The organism is Streptomyces subrutilus, assembly GCF_008704535.1.
GTDB classification, from domain to species: Bacteria; Actinomycetota; Actinomycetes; order Streptomycetales; family Streptomycetaceae; genus Streptomyces; species Streptomyces subrutilus.
Genome location: NZ_CP023701.1, coordinates 4,966,555 through 4,982,372 on the forward strand (window position 1 = coordinate 4,966,555; position 15,818 = coordinate 4,982,372).

General features: G+C 70.0%; 16 protein-coding genes and 2 pseudogenes. 11 read left to right on the forward strand and 7 right to left on the reverse strand.

The annotated features are described in order from the left end of the window. The first annotated feature begins 68 nt into the window (after nt 1–68). Together CP968_RS21865 and CP968_RS21870 are read left to right on the forward strand one after the other, a co-directional pair. Nucleotides 69–554, forward strand: coding sequence for a ribose-5-phosphate isomerase (locus CP968_RS21865; RefSeq protein ID WP_150519614.1), 486 nt, complete (start codon nt 69–71; stop codon nt 552–554). A gap of 77 nt (nt 555–631) precedes the next feature. Further along, nucleotides 632–1,438, forward strand: a complete 807-nt coding sequence (locus CP968_RS21870) for an Fpg/Nei family DNA glycosylase (protein WP_150519615.1) — start codon at nt 632–634, stop codon at nt 1,436–1,438. 154 nt (nt 1,439–1,592) lie between these two features. Here the strand turns inward: CP968_RS21870 and CP968_RS21875 are convergent, their stop codons facing one another. Then, nucleotides 1,593–2,828, reverse strand: a complete 1,236-nt coding sequence (locus CP968_RS21875) for a GNAT family N-acetyltransferase (protein WP_150519616.1) — start codon at nt 2,826–2,828, stop codon at nt 1,593–1,595. A 117-nt stretch (nt 2,829–2,945) separates the two neighbouring features. On the opposite strand from CP968_RS21875, the gene CP968_RS21880 reads away from it, so the two are divergent. Further along, entirely contained in the window at nt 2,946–4,088 is a 1,143-nt protein-coding gene (locus CP968_RS21880) for a PP2C family protein-serine/threonine phosphatase (RefSeq protein ID WP_150519617.1), read from the forward strand. Nucleotides 4,089–4,209: 121 nt separating this feature from the next. Here CP968_RS21880 and CP968_RS21885 read toward each other — a convergent pair whose 3' ends face one another. Beyond that, a complete protein-coding gene (locus CP968_RS21885; protein WP_167536829.1) occupies nt 4,210–4,650 on the reverse strand; it encodes a DUF4232 domain-containing protein in 441 nt (146 codons plus the stop codon). Nucleotides 4,651–5,332: 682 nt separating this feature from the next. Between CP968_RS21885 and CP968_RS21890 the strand changes: the two are divergent. From CP968_RS21890 to CP968_RS21900, 3 genes and pseudogenes are all read left to right on the forward strand, one after another. Next, nucleotides 5,333–6,730: pseudogene (locus CP968_RS21890) on the forward strand (pyridoxal phosphate-dependent decarboxylase family protein). Further along, nucleotides 6,727–7,182, forward strand: a complete 456-nt coding sequence (locus tag CP968_RS21895; protein ID WP_150519619.1) for an HD domain-containing protein — start codon at nt 6,727–6,729, stop codon at nt 7,180–7,182. The pseudogene CP968_RS21890 and the gene CP968_RS21895 overlap by 4 nt, the downstream one beginning before the upstream one ends. 175 nt (nt 7,183–7,357) lie before the next feature. Beyond that, nucleotides 7,358–7,552 carry a hypothetical protein gene (locus CP968_RS21900; RefSeq protein WP_150519620.1) on the forward strand — a complete coding sequence of 65 codons (195 nt, stop codon included), beginning with the start codon at nt 7,358–7,360 and terminating at the stop codon, nt 7,550–7,552. 579 nt (nt 7,553–8,131) lie between these two features. On the opposite strand, the gene CP968_RS21905 is transcribed toward CP968_RS21900, so the two are convergent. Together CP968_RS21905 and CP968_RS21910 are read right to left on the reverse strand one after the other, a co-directional pair. Next, a complete protein-coding gene (locus CP968_RS21905; protein WP_150519621.1) occupies nt 8,132–8,500 on the reverse strand; it encodes a hypothetical protein in 369 nt (122 codons plus the stop codon). Nucleotides 8,501–8,639: 139 nt separating this feature from the next. Further along, complete coding sequence (locus tag CP968_RS21910; RefSeq protein ID WP_150519622.1) at nt 8,640–9,395, reverse strand: GntR family transcriptional regulator; 756 nt, start codon at nt 9,393–9,395, stop codon at nt 8,640–8,642. 78 nt (nt 9,396–9,473) lie between these two features. Between CP968_RS21910 and CP968_RS34965 the strand changes: the two genes are divergently transcribed. From CP968_RS34965 to CP968_RS34970, 4 genes are all read left to right on the forward strand, one after another. Further along, nucleotides 9,474–9,752 (forward strand): hypothetical protein, encoded by a 279-nt coding sequence (locus CP968_RS34965; RefSeq protein WP_150519623.1) that lies wholly within the window; start codon nt 9,474–9,476, stop codon nt 9,750–9,752. 251 nt (nt 9,753–10,003) lie between these two features. Beyond that, nucleotides 10,004–10,228 carry a hypothetical protein gene (locus CP968_RS21925; RefSeq protein WP_150519624.1) on the forward strand — a complete coding sequence of 75 codons (225 nt, stop codon included), beginning with the start codon at nt 10,004–10,006 and terminating at the stop codon, nt 10,226–10,228. After that, nucleotides 10,225–10,950, forward strand: a complete 726-nt coding sequence (locus CP968_RS21930; RefSeq protein ID WP_150519625.1) for a GntR family transcriptional regulator — start codon at nt 10,225–10,227, stop codon at nt 10,948–10,950. Before CP968_RS21925 ends, CP968_RS21930 begins: the two co-directional genes overlap by 4 nt. Then, nucleotides 10,947–11,294: a hypothetical protein gene (locus CP968_RS34970; protein ID WP_167536830.1), complete on the forward strand. Its 348-nt coding sequence runs from the start codon at nt 10,947–10,949 to the stop codon at nt 11,292–11,294. Before CP968_RS21930 ends, CP968_RS34970 begins: the two co-directional genes overlap by 4 nt. A 115-nt stretch (nt 11,295–11,409) precedes the next feature. Here CP968_RS34970 and CP968_RS35720 read toward each other — a convergent pair whose 3' ends face one another. The 3 genes and pseudogenes from CP968_RS35720 to CP968_RS21945 form a co-directional block, all read right to left on the reverse strand. After that, nucleotides 11,410–12,063 (reverse strand): MAE_28990/MAE_18760 family HEPN-like nuclease, encoded by a 654-nt coding sequence (locus CP968_RS35720; protein ID WP_167536831.1) that lies wholly within the window; start codon nt 12,061–12,063, stop codon nt 11,410–11,412. Beyond that, complete coding sequence (locus tag CP968_RS21940) at nt 12,064–13,233, reverse strand: DUF262 domain-containing protein (protein ID WP_167536832.1); 1,170 nt, start codon at nt 13,231–13,233, stop codon at nt 12,064–12,066. It lies immediately after the preceding gene. Between the two features lie 469 nt (nt 13,234–13,702). Beyond that, nucleotides 13,703–14,437 (reverse strand): annotated as a pseudogene (locus tag CP968_RS21945) (IS630 family transposase); the annotation flags it as partial. Between CP968_RS21945 and CP968_RS21950 the strand changes: the two are divergent. Continuing rightward, nucleotides 14,428–15,783, forward strand: coding sequence for an FtsK/SpoIIIE domain-containing protein (locus CP968_RS21950; protein ID WP_229886566.1), 1,356 nt, complete (start codon nt 14,428–14,430; stop codon nt 15,781–15,783). The pseudogene CP968_RS21945 and the gene CP968_RS21950 overlap by 10 nt on opposite strands. Nucleotides 15,784–15,818 lie beyond the last annotated feature (35 nt).

Consider the following 15,818-nt stretch of genomic DNA (forward strand, 5'->3'; position numbering starts at 1 on the left):
GAGCTTTAGAAGTGATTTACGCGACACCCGCTGCCGGTCGCCGGGCCCGTTCGTGCCACACTCGTCCCATGCGCGTGTACCTCGGATCCGACCATGCCGGCTTTGAGCTCAAGAACCACCTGGTGGACTGGCTCAAGGACAACGGCCACGAGCCCGTCGACTGTGGCCCCCACATCTACGACGCGGTGGACGACTACCCCCCGTTCTGCCTGCGGGCCGCGGAGCGGACCGCGGCCGACGCCGACGGCCTCGGCATCGTGATCGGCGGTTCCGGCAACGGCGAGCAGATCGCCGCGAACAAGGTCAAGGGCGTCCGCGCCATCCTGGCCTGGAGCGTCCAGACCGCCCAGCTCGGCCGTGAGCACAACAACGCCAACGTGATCTCCGTCGGCGGCCGCATGCACACGCAGGACGAGGCCGTCGCCTTCGTCGAGGCCTTCCTCGCCACCCCGTACTCCGGCGAGGAGCGCCACACCCGGCGCATCGAGATGCTCACCGCCTACGAGCAGACCGGCGAGCTCCCCCCGATCCCGGCCCACCACCCGCAGGGCTGATCCCGCCTCCCGGCCGTGCCGCCCCGCCCGGGGCGGCACGGCCGTTGTCATGCCGAGACCCGTCCGAGGAGCCAGCCGTGCCCGAGGGGCATACGATCCACCGCCTCGCCCAGGACCACACCGAGCGGTTCGCCGGCCGCCCGGTCCGGGCCGCCAGCCCCCAGGGCCGCTTCGCGGAGAGCGCCGCCCTGCTCGACGGGCGCACGCTGGAGAGCGCCGAGGCCCACGGCAAGCACCTCTTCCTGGAGCTCGGCGACGCCTGGATCCACATCCACCTGGGCCTCTTCGGCAAACTCGGCTTCGGCCCCGCCCCGGCCCCGCCCGCGAGCGACACCGTCCGGCTGCGGCTGCGGAACGAGGACCACTACGCCGACCTGCGCGGCCCCACCGCCTGCGCGCTGATCGGCGAGGGCGAGAAGAAGGCGGTGCACGAGCGGCTCGGCCCCGACCCGCTGCGCCCGGCCGACGACCCGGACCGGGCCTGGGCCAGGATCTCCCGCTCCCGCACCACCGTCGCGGCGCTGCTCATGGACCAGAAGGTCGTCGCCGGCATCGGCAACGTCTACCGGGCCGAGGTCCTCTTCCGGCACGGCATCGACCCCTACCGGCCGGGCCGCGACCTGCTGCGGGCCGAGTGGGACGCCCTGTGGGCGGACCTGGCCGCGCTGATGCGCGAGGGCGTGCGGAACAACCGCATCGACACCGTCCGCGACGAGCACCTCCCCGAGGCCATGGGCCGCCCGCCGCGCGTCGACGACCACGGCGGCGAGGTCTACGTCTACCGCCGCGCCCACCTGCCCTGCCACGTCTGCGGCACCGGGATCCGCACCGCCGACCTGGGCGCCCGCAACCTCTTCTGGTGTCCGGGCTGCCAGACCCGCTAGGGAGCGCCGTCGACGTCGTGTCGTCCGCCCGCCGGCCGGAGAGGACTCGACGACGCTGCCCGGGCCGCGTGCCCCGCGACCGGGTCCCGCGTCCCGTCCGGCAGCGCCCGGGCCCCCGCGGCGGGCCCGGGCGTCCCTGCTCTCCGCGCGCCGGCTAGAAACCGTGCGGGAGCCAGGGTGCGACGTCACCGGTGAAGGCCCGGGAGGCCTCCGCCACCGCCCCCGGGCGCAGTTCGCGGACCCGGCCCGCTCCCGCCAGCGCGGTGAGCGCGACCCCGCCCAGGTACGCCGCCCCCAGCTCCCGCACCGTCAGCGCCAGTTCCGCCGGGTCCGCGGTCCGCGCGCACCGGGCGCCGCCCTTCGCGTCCGCGGTCAGCCGCCAGCGCCCCGCGTTCCACGGGCAGAACGCGTCCTCCACCTCCAGCACCACGTCCAGCGCGGCCCCGTACGCCCGTGCCTCCAGCGCCGCCGGCAGGTCCACCAGCCGTACGTACATGGCGTCCCGGACGCGCGCCTGCGACCGGCGGACGTCGCTGACCAGGTGCAGCACCGGATCGTCCACCGGCCGCTTGACCGCCCGGACCGACCACGTCAGGTCGATCCCGAAGAGGTAGCGCCACAGCGCCGCGTACGCCGCCGGGTCGAGGGCGTCCAGGTCGCCGACCTCCACCCGGCCCTGCGAACCCGACAGGTTCCACTCCGGCGCGACCCGGTAGCGCGCGTACCCGACCACCTCGCCGTCCGCCCGCTCCGCGACCACGCACTTCAGCGGGGAGCCGGAGCCGCGCAGCGACGGCGCGTCCAGCAGCGGCTGCCGCTCCCAGCCCGGCTGCCGGGCCGGCATGCCGGGACGGCCGGGGACCAGCGCCGCGTAGACGCGCTCGCAGTCGGCCAGCGCCGCCTCCGGGTCGACCAGCCGCAGCCGCACCTCGTCCGCCCCCGGCGGCACGTCCAGGCGCACCCGGGCCGTGTCGATCTCCACCGCCAGGCCGTACACCGCCTGTCCGTAGCCGAACCGTCCGTAGATCGCCGGATCGGAGGCCGTCAGCACGGCGAGCGGCTCACCGCCCGCCCGGACGTCGTCGAGCTGCCGCCGCATCAGCGAGGTGAGCACCCGGCGCCTGCGGTGGGTGGGCGCGACGCCCACCATCGTCACGCCCGCCGCGGGCACCAGGGCGCCGCCCGGCACCGACAGCCGGAAGCTGAACGCACCGGCCGAACCCACGCACGTCCCGCCGTCCCAGACGCCGAGCGAACGTTCCGCCTCCGTCAGCGACCGGTAGAGCCCGCGCTCCTCGGCGGACTCGGGCACGCCTCCGAACGCCAGTTCCAGATGGTCGTACCAGACATCCCACTCATCGGGCTGCAATACACGCGTCTCAAGGGCCATATGGCCATGCCTATCAGGGCATTCCGCCCCAGTCGAAGAGTTTTCGGGTACGGATCCGCCCCAGGTCCGGGGGTACCCCTGCGCATCCACAGCCGGGATGGATAGGGTCCCGAAGCAATGGCCGGAGCGCGCGTCGAGACCCTCATGGCCCGGATGCGCATGCTGTCGCACCGGGCGCGCACCGGGCTGCGCAAATCCGCCGTCGACTACTTCCGCGGCGACGCCTCCGACTGGCTCGCCTTCGGCGGCCTCCTGCTCACCGTGCCCGCGATCGCCTTCGGCACGCTCATGCTGCCCGTCTGGTTCTCCCCGTCGGCCCTCGTCCTGCCCATCGTGGCCGGCGGACTGCTGCTGCGCCCGGCCAGCCTGCTGGCCCTGTACGCGGCCTCCGCGGCCGCGCTGATCGTCGAGGCCCTCGTCCTCGGCCCGTACACCGAAGGGCCGGCGCGGGTCACCCCCGGAACCGTCCTGGTCGTCGCCGCCTGCGGCTTCTTCGGGCTGGTCATCGCGCAGTTCCGCAGCCGGGTCGGCGTGCCCTGGCGGCGCGGCGGCACCATGCTCTTCGACCTGCGCGAACGCATCCGGGTGCAGAGCAAGCTGCCCGCCCTGCCGCGCGGCTGGCACCGCGAGATGGCGCTGCGCCCCGCGGGCGGCCAGTCCTTCTCGGGCGACTTCGTCGTCGCGGCCCGCACCAACGGCGGCCGCACCCTGGAGATCGTGCTGACCGACGTCTCCGGCAAGGGGATGGAAGCGGGCTCGCGGGCCCTGCTGCTGTCGGGCGCGTTCGGCGGCCTGCTCGGCGCCCTCCCGCCGCACGGCTTCCTGCCCGCCGCCAACGGCTACCTGCTCCGGCAGGACTGGGAGGAGGGCTTCGCGACCTCCATCCACCTGGTCCTGGACCTGGAGAGCGGCGACTACGAACTCCTCTCCGCCGGACACCTTCCCGCCCTCCAACTGTCCGCCGGCACCGGCCGCTGGCAGGAGAAGTCCGGCGAGGGGCCGCTGCTCGGGGTGTACGACGGGGCCGAGTTCACCGCGGCCCGCGGCAACCTGCGCCGCGGCGACGTCCTGATGCTCTTCACCGACGGCCTGGTCGAGACCGCCGACCGCGAGATCAGCGAGGGCATCGACCGGCTCACCGGCGAGGCCGACCGCTACGTGGCCGCCGGCTGGGAGGGCGCCGCCTGGCACCTGATCGAAAAGGTCGCCAAGGACGTCAACGACGACCGCGCCCTCCTCCTCATCCGCCGCTCGGCCTGACCACCTCCGGCCGCCCTCGCGCCCTCGGCAACCGCAGCCCCGCACCGGTGCGTGCCCCCCTGAAGCAGAGCGGAGCCCACCGCGACGCCGGAGGCGCTTCCCGGGCCCCGCGACCACCCGGTCAGCGCCGCCACGGGCCGATGCCCAACCGGCCCGTGTTCCCGAGGTCGACCGGCCGGGTCAGCGCGAGCGTCACCCAGGGCGCGTCCGGGCGGGGCCGCAGCTCCAGCACCCGGCCCTCCACCGCCGGCACGGTCGCGTCCGTGACCCGGTTGCGCCACACCACCGCCACCGACGCGGTCTGCCCCGGCTGCAGCAGCACCCGCTCGGGCAGCGCGTCCAGGGCCGGTACCTCCGAGGTCACGGGCGCCGATCCGTGCCCGACCGCCACCTCCACCGGCCGACGCCGCTCGTCCAGCAGCCGCACCTCCGGGTAGCCGTTCAGCTCGTACGGCTGCGCTCCGCAGTTCTGCAGCCGGTAGCCCTCCAGCCGCAGCCCCATCGCCGCGTCCCCGCCGTCCTCCCGGAGCCGTACCCCGCCCTCGGGGCACGGGGAGGACACGTCGGAGGGCGTCGGCGACACCGCCGGGGGAGTGCGTACCGCCCCGGGCGACGCCACCGGCCCCGGCGCCGCCGCAGGGGGCGGCGGCACGTCACACCCCGCGAGCACCGCCACCCCCACGGCCAACGCCACCGCGCCCCGACGGCCCCCGCCCCGCACCCACCGCATCCCGATCATCCCCAGACCCTACGACGCCCCGCACCCCCGCCCAGAGCCCCCGCCCACCCAGCCAACTCCGCCCGGAACAAAGCCTCCTGGCGCGCCACCCGCGCCTCCTTCCCCCGGCATGCCGAGGACCGCACGGCCGACCCCGCACACGGCGACGGCCCCGCCCCACCCGGCCAGGGTCCGCCCCACCCGCCCACCGAGCGCCGCCCGTCACCCCCGCAGCCGCGCACCCCGCACCGCCCCGTCCCACGCACGGCCACCCACAGCGGACACCCGGACGCCCGGACGCCCGGACACCCGGACGCCTAGACACCAGGACATCCGGACGCCCGGACGCCCGGACACCCGGCGGCCGGACGGTCGGAGGGCCAGAGGACCGGGCGCCCGGACGCCCGGACACCCAGCGGCCGGACGCCCGGACGCCCAACGCCCGGACGACCGCCCGGCCCCGCCACCGGCCACTCGCCCCCGATTGGCCCGTCCCACCCGCCCCGGACGCGCCTACCGTGCCCTCATGGACCGCACCCTCGCCGCCGACCTCGCCCGTCTCCCCGAACTCCTCGACGCCACCCGCCGCGCCGCCGTCCGCGCGCTGGAGACCCTGGAGGCGCGCCCCGTCGTACCGGCCGCCCCGGCCCCCGACTCCGTACCCGCCCCGCCGCCCCTCCCCGAGCACGGCGCCGGCGCCGAGGCCGCCCTCGCCGCGTTCCAGGAGCGGTGGGAGCCCCGGCTGTCGGCCTCGGCCGGCCCCCGCTACCTCGGCTTCGTCACCGGCGGGGCCACCCCCGCGGCCCTGGCCGGCGACTGGCTCACCGCCGTCCACGACCAGAACTCCAACTCCGCCCTCGACGGCGCGGGCTAGGACCTGGAACGCGAGACCGTCGGCTGGCTCCGCGAGCTCTTCGGCCTCTCCGGCGCCCACCGCGGCACCCTCGTCAGCGGCGCCACCATGTCCAACACCACCGGCCTCGCCATCGCCCGGGAATGGCTCGGCGAGCGGGCCGGCGTCTCCCCGGCCGAGGACGGCGCGGCGGCCCTCGGCCCGGTCCGCGTCCTGTCCGCCGCCCCGCACTCGTCCATCGCCAAGGCCCTGTCCGTCCTCGGCCTGGGCCGCCGCTCCCTCGTCGCCGTCCCCACCCTTCCCGGCCGCGAGGCCGTGGACCCGGCCGCCCTCGACCGGGCCCTCGCCGACACCCCCGGACCGGCCGTGGTCGTGGCCAACGCGGGCACCGTCAACACCGTCGACTTCGACGACCTGCGCGCCGTCGCCGCGCTCAAGGACCGCCACGACTTCTGGCTGCACACCGACGCCGCCTTCGGCGCCTTCGCGGCCCTCTCCCCGGACCACGCCCACCTCGTCGCGGGACTCGACGCCTCCGACTCCCTCTGCGTCGACCTGCACAAATGGCTCAACGTCCCGTACGACAGCGCCGTCCAGTTCACCCGCAGGCCCGACCTCCAGGCCCGCGTCTTCCGGAACGCCGCCGCCTACCTCGGCCCCCTCGGCGACCACCCCGACCTGGTCCACCTCACCCCCGAGAACTCCCACCGGCTGCGCGCACTGGCCGCCTGGTTCACGCTCCGCGCCTACGGCCGCCGCGGCCACCGCGAGATCGTCGAACGCGACATCGCCTGCGCCCGCGCCCTCGGCGCGGAACTGGACCGCGACCCCGCCTTCCGCCTGCTGTCCCCGGTCCGACTCAACGTCGTCTGCTTCACCCTCGCCGCCGATCCCACCCCGGCCCGCCTCGCCGCACTCCGCGAAGCCGCCGCCGCGGACGTCTTCGTCACCCCCACCCGCTACGCGGGAACCCCGGCCCTGCGCGCCGCGTTCTCCAACTGGCGTACGAATCAGGCGGATGTGCGCCGGGCCGCCGCGGCCCTCCGTACGGCAGCAAGGGACACCGCATGACGCAGCAGCCGCTCACCCTGATCGAGGTCGAGGCCCTCGCCCGCGCCGCCCACGAGGGCCAGAGCGACAAGGCGGGCCGGCCCTACGCCGAGCACCTCGCGGCGGTGGCCGAGGGCGTCCGGCTGCGCGGCGGCAGCCCCGAACAGCAGGCGGCGGCCTGGCTCCACGACGCGATCGAGGACGAGGCCCTCAGCCTCACCTGGCTGGACGGGGCCGCGCTCCCGCAGCACGTGAAGGAGATGGTCCTCGCCGTCACCAAGCGCCCCGGCGAACCGGTCGAGCGGTACGCGGCTCGCGTCCTCGCCACCCCCGGCGCCCTGCTGATCAAGGAATCGGACCTCGCGCACAACTCCGACCCCGTGCGCCTCTCCCTGCTCGACGACCCCACCCGCGAGCGGCTGTCCGCCAAGTACGCGTATGTCCGCTCGCTGCTCGGCCTGACCCAGCCGTGACCTGCCGGACGGTGCCCGAAATATGCCGAGTGCAGGTGTGGTTGGCGAAAACGGAACGACGGCGATTGGCCACGGGACGGATAGCCGGGGCCCGTTGGTGGGAGGATGTTCGGTGGGGGTGTGCGTGGCCGTGCGCCCCGGGCCGACCAGGGGACGACCGAAGGTGTGATCAGTAGTGGCCATTTCGCTGTCCGTGGTGGTTCTGTTGGCGGTCATCCTGGTGGTGCTGATCCGCGGCAACCACATCAAGGCGGGCCCGGCCATCGTCGCGGCCCTCTTCGGCTTCTTCCTCGCGTCCAGCTCCATCGCGGACGACGTGAACCGCTTCCTCAACTCACTGGCAACGATGATCGCGAACATCAAGCTCTAGCCCGCCCCGCCCCGCGAGCCGGAGCGCCGAAGGGCCGGCCCGAGCAAACCCTCGGGCCGGCCCTTCCGTCCGCAGGCCACGGCCGCCGCGACCTGTCTGCCGCGGGGCCGTCCGGCGTCGCGTGCACGAACCGTTCGAGATCCCGTTGGCGGTCCGTGCGGATCGGAAGTGCGCAGACGGGCTCCTCGGGAACGAAGCCCTGTTCGGCGACGCGGCGGGCAGCGCCGTACGCCCTCGTGCCGACCTCGCATCCCGAGAACTCCGACCGTGCGACCCGGGCCCGCGCCCCCGGGAACGACGAAGGGCCAGGTCGAGGAGACATCCTCTGACCTGGCCCTTTTCGCTTCAGAGCGGGTGACGGGAATCGAACCCGCGTAGCTAGTTTGGAAGATCGCGTACGCGCCCGGCCCCTCACCAGCCAAGCCCCTGACCTGCACGTCCCCACCCACCTGCCCGGCATTCCCCGAGGCTCTCCACAGAAGTCCGCCGGTACGGGCACGTGGGGGACACGGTCCGACGGGCCTTTGGGGAGGCGGTGACGATGGGCCGGGGGAGGCCGCGGTGTGCTTCCCCAGACGCTCAGGCTGCGGCTTGGCTGGGTCCTTCGTCCTCATCCTCGTCATCCGAGGAGCCGCCCCGCTCGTAACCCGCAATGGGAACGACGCGCCCGTCAGCAAGGGTCCTCGTGTGCCCGACCACAGGGTGCTTGACGGGGGACTTCCGTCGCTCGTCCTCGGCCGCAAGGTCGGCGACCGATCCGGTGTCCTCAGCGTCCTCAGTGGTGCTCTGTTCCTTGGCCTGCCTGGCGACCACGACGAGGACGGCCAAGGCGATGCCGCCCAAGGCGGTGCCGGCGGCGATGACCTTCCCCCTGTGCTTCCCGTACAGATTCTTCGTCTTCTCGACCAGGGAGGTGGGTTCGCCATCCTCGGACGTGGAGTCATTCATGCGCACACATCTACCGGACCCATGCCTCACCTGTCAGGCAATCACCCGACCTCGCCGGATCGAGTTCAATAGCTCGGCTTTGCGGGCCGTTCGCTCCACGTTCCCAGCGGATAACCTCGGCGCGCCTCCGCCCGCCGCTCTAGCGACCGACAGGGATCTCGTAGACGATCTCGCACAGTGCGGCGGGGATGACGATGTCCGCAGTCTCCACGGGCTGCCCCTGGTCGCTGTAGTACGTCCGCCGGATGTGCGTCACTAGGGCCGCTTTCTGAATCCCGAGGAGTGACGCCTCCTCGGCGGTCGCTTGCCGCGGCTCCGGCTGCTCCACGGCGTGGCTGACGGTGATCCCGATCGTGGCCATCCGGTTTACGACGCCAACGCCGGCATGCGGTCCACCCTCGGGCAGGACTACCAGCGTGCCGGCGGTGAGCCCGTACGGCTCCCAACTCGTCGACAGCTGCACCGGTCGGCCATCGGCGAGGAACTCGTACACCGTGCGCACGCACAGCTCCTCAACGGCGATGCCGAGACGTGCCGCGATATCGGCCGGTGCGGGCACCTTCGCCTCGGTCCGGCTCTCCCAGTTCCCCTGCCTGCCCAAGGCCTGCATGTCCGCACGGAACGGAGAACCGCCCGGCTGCTCACGCGCCGACGACCGAACGACCCGCACGCGCTGCCGTGGCTCCGCGACGTATGTTCCCGAGCCCGCGCGACCTTCCAACACGCCCTGGGAGATCAGGAGCTCCTGTGCCCGGCGGACGACGTTCTCGCCAACCCCGCACTCCTCGGCGATCTGCGCTCGCGAAGGGAGCCGGTCACCCGCGTTCCAGTCGTGCTCCGCGATCCGCTGCCGCAGGACGTCGGCGATGCGGAGATAAGGCGGCTGCTCAGGCATGTAGAAAATCTAGTCCACTAGCTCTAATCTAGTTAACTAGCTTCACTCAACGTGTTCACTCGGCGACGGAGGCCCTCTGTGCCCGCTTCGAAAGCCAGGGCCGAGGACATCGCCTCCCGACTGTCCGCCCTGGGGCTGACCACGAGAGTGGAACAGCACGCCCGCTACACGTCGATCGAATCGGAGGTACCGGAATCGCTGCCCGCCGACTCATGGCGGGAGGTCCTGGAAGTAGTCGCGGAGGCTGACCGATTCGGTCTCCTCGCCAGCAGCCTGACCGGTCGCACTCTCTGGGCCGCTGTACGCAGAACGGTCCCCGCGACGGGCGACGTCCGGGCACCTGGCCATCAGCAATAGGAGCTGATCAGCATGTCGAGCCGTACGATCCCCACCACCGCCCGCACCAGTGGGCACCCCCTTCGGCCGGAATTACCACTCGGTGCGAATGCCACCCCCTACCGGTCGAGCTCGTGCGCGATCGGTACTCACCGCGATTGCGCGCAGTCGTCCCCGGCCACGGCCCCGATCGGTGTGCCTGTGACCTACGAGGCCTGCGATTGCCTCTGCCACGACACGGACAACGGATCCCAGCTGCGGCGGGTGGCTCCGTGAAGAGATGGAAACCCAGCGGCGCCGTCGCCACGAACGTCGAGGTCACCTCGGCCACCGTCCAGCGCGGCGACGTCATCCAGATCGGCGGGCAACCGTGCCGCGTCATCGACCTGATCCAACTCCCCGCCAGCGCCAAGCGGCTCTGCTTCGAGTCGGGCGAGCTGCTCACGATGCACGCCCGAACCCGCTTTATCGCCCTCCGGATGCGGAGGAACTGGTGACCCAACCCGCACCGTCCCGCCGACACGCCATCGCGGACGACCTCCGGAATCAGATCTCGACGGGCCGCTTGAAGGCCGGCGAACGACTCCCCTCCGAAGCCCAACTAGCCGCCCGCTACGAGGTCAGCACGCCTACCCTGCGGAACGCCCTCGCGCTCCTCCAGGCCGAAGGCCTCGTAGAGAAGATCCACGGCACCGGCAACTTCGTCCGCCACCCGCTCCGCAGGACCACGTACGTCGGCGGCGGATACGCACCCAGCGCGTTGACCGCGGCTGAGGGGGCCCTCCACACCACCATCCGAACCACCAACCTCGGAGCGCACGGCCGTCTGACCGCCCTCCTCAAGGTCTCGCCCCGAAGTTCCCTGACGGAATTCCTCTGCCTCACCCACGAGGGGAAAACGCCGCACAGCCTGGCGCGCATCTACATACCCCGAGACCTAGCACCGGCCGACGTCCCGGATGGACTGCTAGCGGCACGACTGTCAGACCAGCGCCCACCGCTGGCCGTGATCCAGGAAACGGTGAGCATCCGCCTCCCCACTCCAGACGAAACGACGACCCTTCGCATCGGCTCAACCCTGGCCATCCTCTCGATCACCCGCGTGGCAACCGACACCGCGGTCCGCGTGGTCGAGGTGGCTCTCCTGGTCCTCCCCGGCGACCGAGCCGATGCAGTCTTTACCACGCATCACAGGACCGAAGGTAGGAGGGCGGAATGACTACACCCCACGACGAGCTACGCCTCTTGCCCTGGTCGGGCCCAGACGGCAAGCCCTGCTTCTTGAGCGCCGATGACAACACCGGCTACCTGTCCCGTCTCGCCGATAACACCGAGTCGCTGCAACTCAGCCTGGCTTCAAAACTCCTGGACCACGCTCCTGAAGTCCTCGCGGACGAGGAGGCGGACCCTGATGAACTCCGCCTCCTGGCAGCGGACCTGACTGGAGCCCTGAGGGACGCGGTACGCGTAGCAAGCAGCCGCGGCCACCGCCTAGCGATACCAGCCCCCTTTGCCGGCGAAGAGCGCACCGAAGCTCCTCGTCAGCCTGTGGCCCCGGACTAGTGCCACCGCGCCCCAGCGACAGTGAGGCCCCCAGCCGATCGCTGGGGGCCTCACTGTTCGTGTCTCCCTGAGCTGGCGCACGGCGCCGGAGGCAGGTCTCAGTAGCCGACTTGTCTTACAGGATCCCTGTGGAACGCCTATATGCCTGATTCTCGGCTGCTGCGCTCACGGTATTGCGCACGAAATCCATGATCCAGAGCACCTCCGCATGCAGCTCCTCATATGAGTTCGCACCGACACTCAGGTATTGACCATGCGCTATCTCGTTTCTCACTCTCAAGAGTTGATAGTCAATCAATCTTGCCTTGGTGTGAAGAGGGGAGGCGTCGAGGCCTAGAGATTCAAACAGGTCGAAACATCTGACGCTGTTCAAATTCGACTGGGTGTCAATTCCGCGACGCCATGGAATGGTTGCCCTGACGCCATCCCCTGAGAGGAGTGCTTGGGCCCTGCGCACGATCTTCCGAGTGGCAGACATTCCCTCCTCTGAGTCGAGAGAAGACTCGTGGCCTAGAGCCACGAAAGCAGGGTGGAGTTCACCATAGGTGAGGCGGCGTCGTCCAACGTATTTTAGGTACGCCGAGAGGCAGTGCTTTGCGTAACCTTCCCAATGTGCATACAGGAGGGGTATGCCGGCGCGGCAAAGGGTTCGTTGGGCGGTACTCTCGGAGTGAGCCCGTCGGACCGTACTCAAATAGCTGTGAAGCTCACTTCGACGCCACGCGAAATCCTCGTCGAGTGTGTCCTGGAGTTCATCGAGAGTGCGCAACTACTCTCCCAGTGAAAATACTCTTTGCCCGACCTCGAACATGTGCGGGATGCGTAGGTCTGCGGACTTTCCGGCACCCGTTCGGCTTTGGAAAGTGGAATTTTTCCATACGGCTTGCACTCTTTGGCTGAGCATTTTCGGTCGGAGGCCGCTATCCAGGCGCTTCCATTGATCGTAGTTGAGTGCCAGACCGACGGTCACCGCTTCGAACGCCGAAACGGTAAATCGGCCGCTGTGCTTCGACTTGGTGAGATCGTAACGCTTGAAGGATGACTCTCCCAGGGCTTCGGTGAGCCAAGAAAAGATATCCGTGAAGCGCATGTACTCGAAGTCTCGATCGAAATGCGGAGATTCGATGAAGCCTCGCATGCGCGACGTCAAAAATTCACCCACGTCGGCAAGGCCGGCGAGGTCGGATCGCTCGGCTGTAGCGATGGCGAGGTAGCGAAGTGCGAGTTCCACGCCGTAGGCTTCTTCTTCTTGCCGCTCGCTGATGCTGACGGTTTCCTTAAAAGTCGAACTGGCGGCAAGCTGCTGAAGCCACCTGAAGAACGTCGGGTCCAGCATGACTGCCAGACAGTTCCGTGCCTCCTGCTCGGAAAGGTGTGCGCCGCTGTTCAATCGTTGGAACAAGTCAAACTTTGCTTGCTCGTCGCTTGTGTGTTCCACGATTTGGAAGTCGAGTCGGGCACGTTTAAAGAACCGCTGCTGTGCTTCTGATAGAGCCGTTACTTCAACCCGGCTCGAAGGGGTTGTGGAGTCGCTCCAAACAACCCCCTTTAGGCTCTTCAGGTAGTCCCCAGCTGTCAACGGATCCGGCTCGTCGATGGCGTCACCCTCTTTCCGGAGGACGCCCATGAAGCGAAACAAGGTAGATAGCCGCTGAACGCCGTCCACAACGTCCCACACCCCGTCCTTGCGAGCCGCAACAAAGATGGGGGGGATGGGAATTCCGAGGAATACGCTCTCGATCAAACGAGATTGTTGCTGGATCCCCCACCTGAAGATTCTCTGAAACTCTGGGTGAATTTCAAGGTCGGAATTTTCATACATGGAGAGAGCCTCATTAATCGCCATGCTGTAGCGATCGGTGTGAATCTCGCGAGAGCGCTGTTCGATCTCGTCCTGCAACGTCACTTGATCCTCCTGGAATGCCATCTGATCTGGCATGATCCCCCCTCCGGCTCGGCCCTCCGCTGACTCAGTATGGACCGCCTCCCGCCTGGTGGGAGCTGTTTTGGCCGAACCGCTGCTAGTTCGTCTCGGTCGACGGAGCGGCTTTTGTCGGTGCTCTCCACGCCTTAGGGGCGAGCGCGGCAGCGGACGGGGAGCTCCTAGAGGATGACTGGACGGCACACTCATCAGCCACAACGAGACCAGGATCGACGCGGGGCGACCGCATCGGTCGCCGCCAGCTCGTGGCGGCAGCTGCGCCCCGCCAGCCCCTTCCCGTAGTGCGGTTACCTCACGCACCCGCCGTCCATGACGGCAGGGGTGCGGTGCCCATTCCAACTCGGTCTCGGCAGATGGATGACCGTATGCCAGAGGCCGCCACTCCGCGTCGTGCGGGAGATCCTTGGGCACAGCCAGATCGGCGTCACCAGGCACGTGTATGTGTAGATGATCCGAAGGAAACGACCTAGTGACCTGAGTCAGAGATTCGGTGGCAGTAGGCGTCGACTTTGTCGAGGATTTCGTCGGCTGTCTTCGTCCAGACGAAGGGCCTGGGCTGGTCGTTCCAGTCGCTCAGCCAGGCCCGGATGTCGCGTTCGAGGGCCTGGACGGAGCGGTGGACTCCCCGCTTGAGCTTCTTTTGTGTGAGCTCGGCGAACCACCGCTCGACCAGGTTGAGCCAGGACGCGCTGGTGGGTGTGAAGTGCAGGTGGAACCGCGGGTGGGCCAGCAGCCACTTCTTGATGTCCGGGGTCTTGTGGGTCGCGTAGTTGTCGAGGATCAGATGGACCTGAAGATCCGCCGGGACCTCTTTGTCGACCTTGGTCAGGAACTTCTTGAACTCGGCGGCCCGGTGGCGGCGGTGGAGTGATCCGATGACCTTGCCGGTGGCGACTTCCAGGGCCGCGAAGAGGGTGGTGGTGCCGGCGCGGATGTAGTCGTGACTACGGCGCTCGGGAACGCCGGGCATCATGGGCAGGACCGGCTGGGACCGGTCCAGGGCCTGGATCTGCGACTTCTCGTCCACGCAGAGGACCAAAGCCTTCTCCGGCGGGTCGAGGTAGAGACCGACCACGTCACGGACCTTGTCGATGAACAGCGGGTCCGTCGACAGTTTGAACGTTTGGGACCGGTGCGGGGCCAGCGCGAACGCCCGCCAGATCCTCGAGACCGTCGACTGGGACATCCCGGTTGCCGCGGACGGTCACGCTGCTGGTGGTCCTGGCCGTGGCGCTCGTCCTGCGCTGGCTGCGGCCCACCTGGTACTGGTTGACCTTCGGGGTCACCTTCGCGACGATCCGCGTCCTCATCCGCTACCGCTCGGTGATGGACGCCTGCGGGCTCACCGTCCCGCCCGCCCGCTGGCGGCTGACGCTCGCCCGGGTCACCAACCGCCCCGCCCCCGAAGACCGTTCGCCGCGGATTCTGCGGCTGCGGCCCACGTCGACCGGCCTGGTCCTGCGGCTGAAACTCAGGCCCGGACAGGACGCGTTCGACTTCTCCGCCTCCTCCGACCGGCTACGGCACTCCTTCGCCCTCCACAACGTCGTCTCGCGAGAGATCCGCTCCGGCGTCGTAGAGCTGCGGATGACCGGCTACGACGTACTCAAGCGGGTGCGCATGCCGGCCGCCGTCCCCGATGGCGTGCTCCGGGTGCCGGTGGCCCTGCGGGAGAACGGGGAGGTTCACCACCGCGACTACCGGCAGGTCCCGCACGCTCTGAACGTCGGCGGGACCCAGTCCGGGAAGTCCGTCTACCAGCGCACGCTTGTCGCCGGGCTTGCCCCGCGGAACGCCGCCTTGGTCGGCATCGACTGCAAGAACGGCGTAGAACTCTCGCCGCTTGCTGCCCGGTTCACCGCCCTGGCCGACAACCCCGTGGAAGCGGCTGAGCTGCTGGCCGCACTCGTCCAGTACATGGGCCGCGTCTACGAAGTCATCCGGGCCGAACAACGGATCAGCGTCGGCCTGCCCGATGCGGAGATCACTGCCGACATCTGGGACCTTCCCGCACACCTTCGTCCCGTACCCGTCGTGCTCCTCGTGGACGAAGTCGCGGAGCTCGCCCTCGCCGCGGTCAAGGCAGATGAAGCCCGGCGCGACCAGATCATCACCGACCTCGTCCGCCTCGCCCAGCTCGGCCGCGCCGCCGGCATCTACCTGGAGATCTGCGGCCAGCGCTTCGGCTCCGAACTCGGCAAGGGCATCACCATGCTCCGCGCCCAGCTCACCGGCCGCACCGCCCACCGCGTCAACGACGAGACCTCGGCGAACATGGCCTTCGGGGACATCTCCCCGGACGCCGTCCTCGCCGCCGTCCAGATCGGCAAGGACCGCCCCGGCACGGCGGTGGCCGGTGACTCCTCCGGCGGCTGGTCCCGCATCCGGGCCCCGCACACCACGCTCCGCCAGGCCGTCGACACCTGCAACGCCCACGCGCACCGGACCCCGAGCATCCCGGAGCTGGAGCGCTTCCGGCCCGCGCTCCCGGTACGCGTCCTCGTCGGCAAGGTCCAGCCGAAGAGCGCTACAGCAGGTGCCTTCTAAGCACATGCTCCACCCGGTGGGCGCGACCTCTCGCG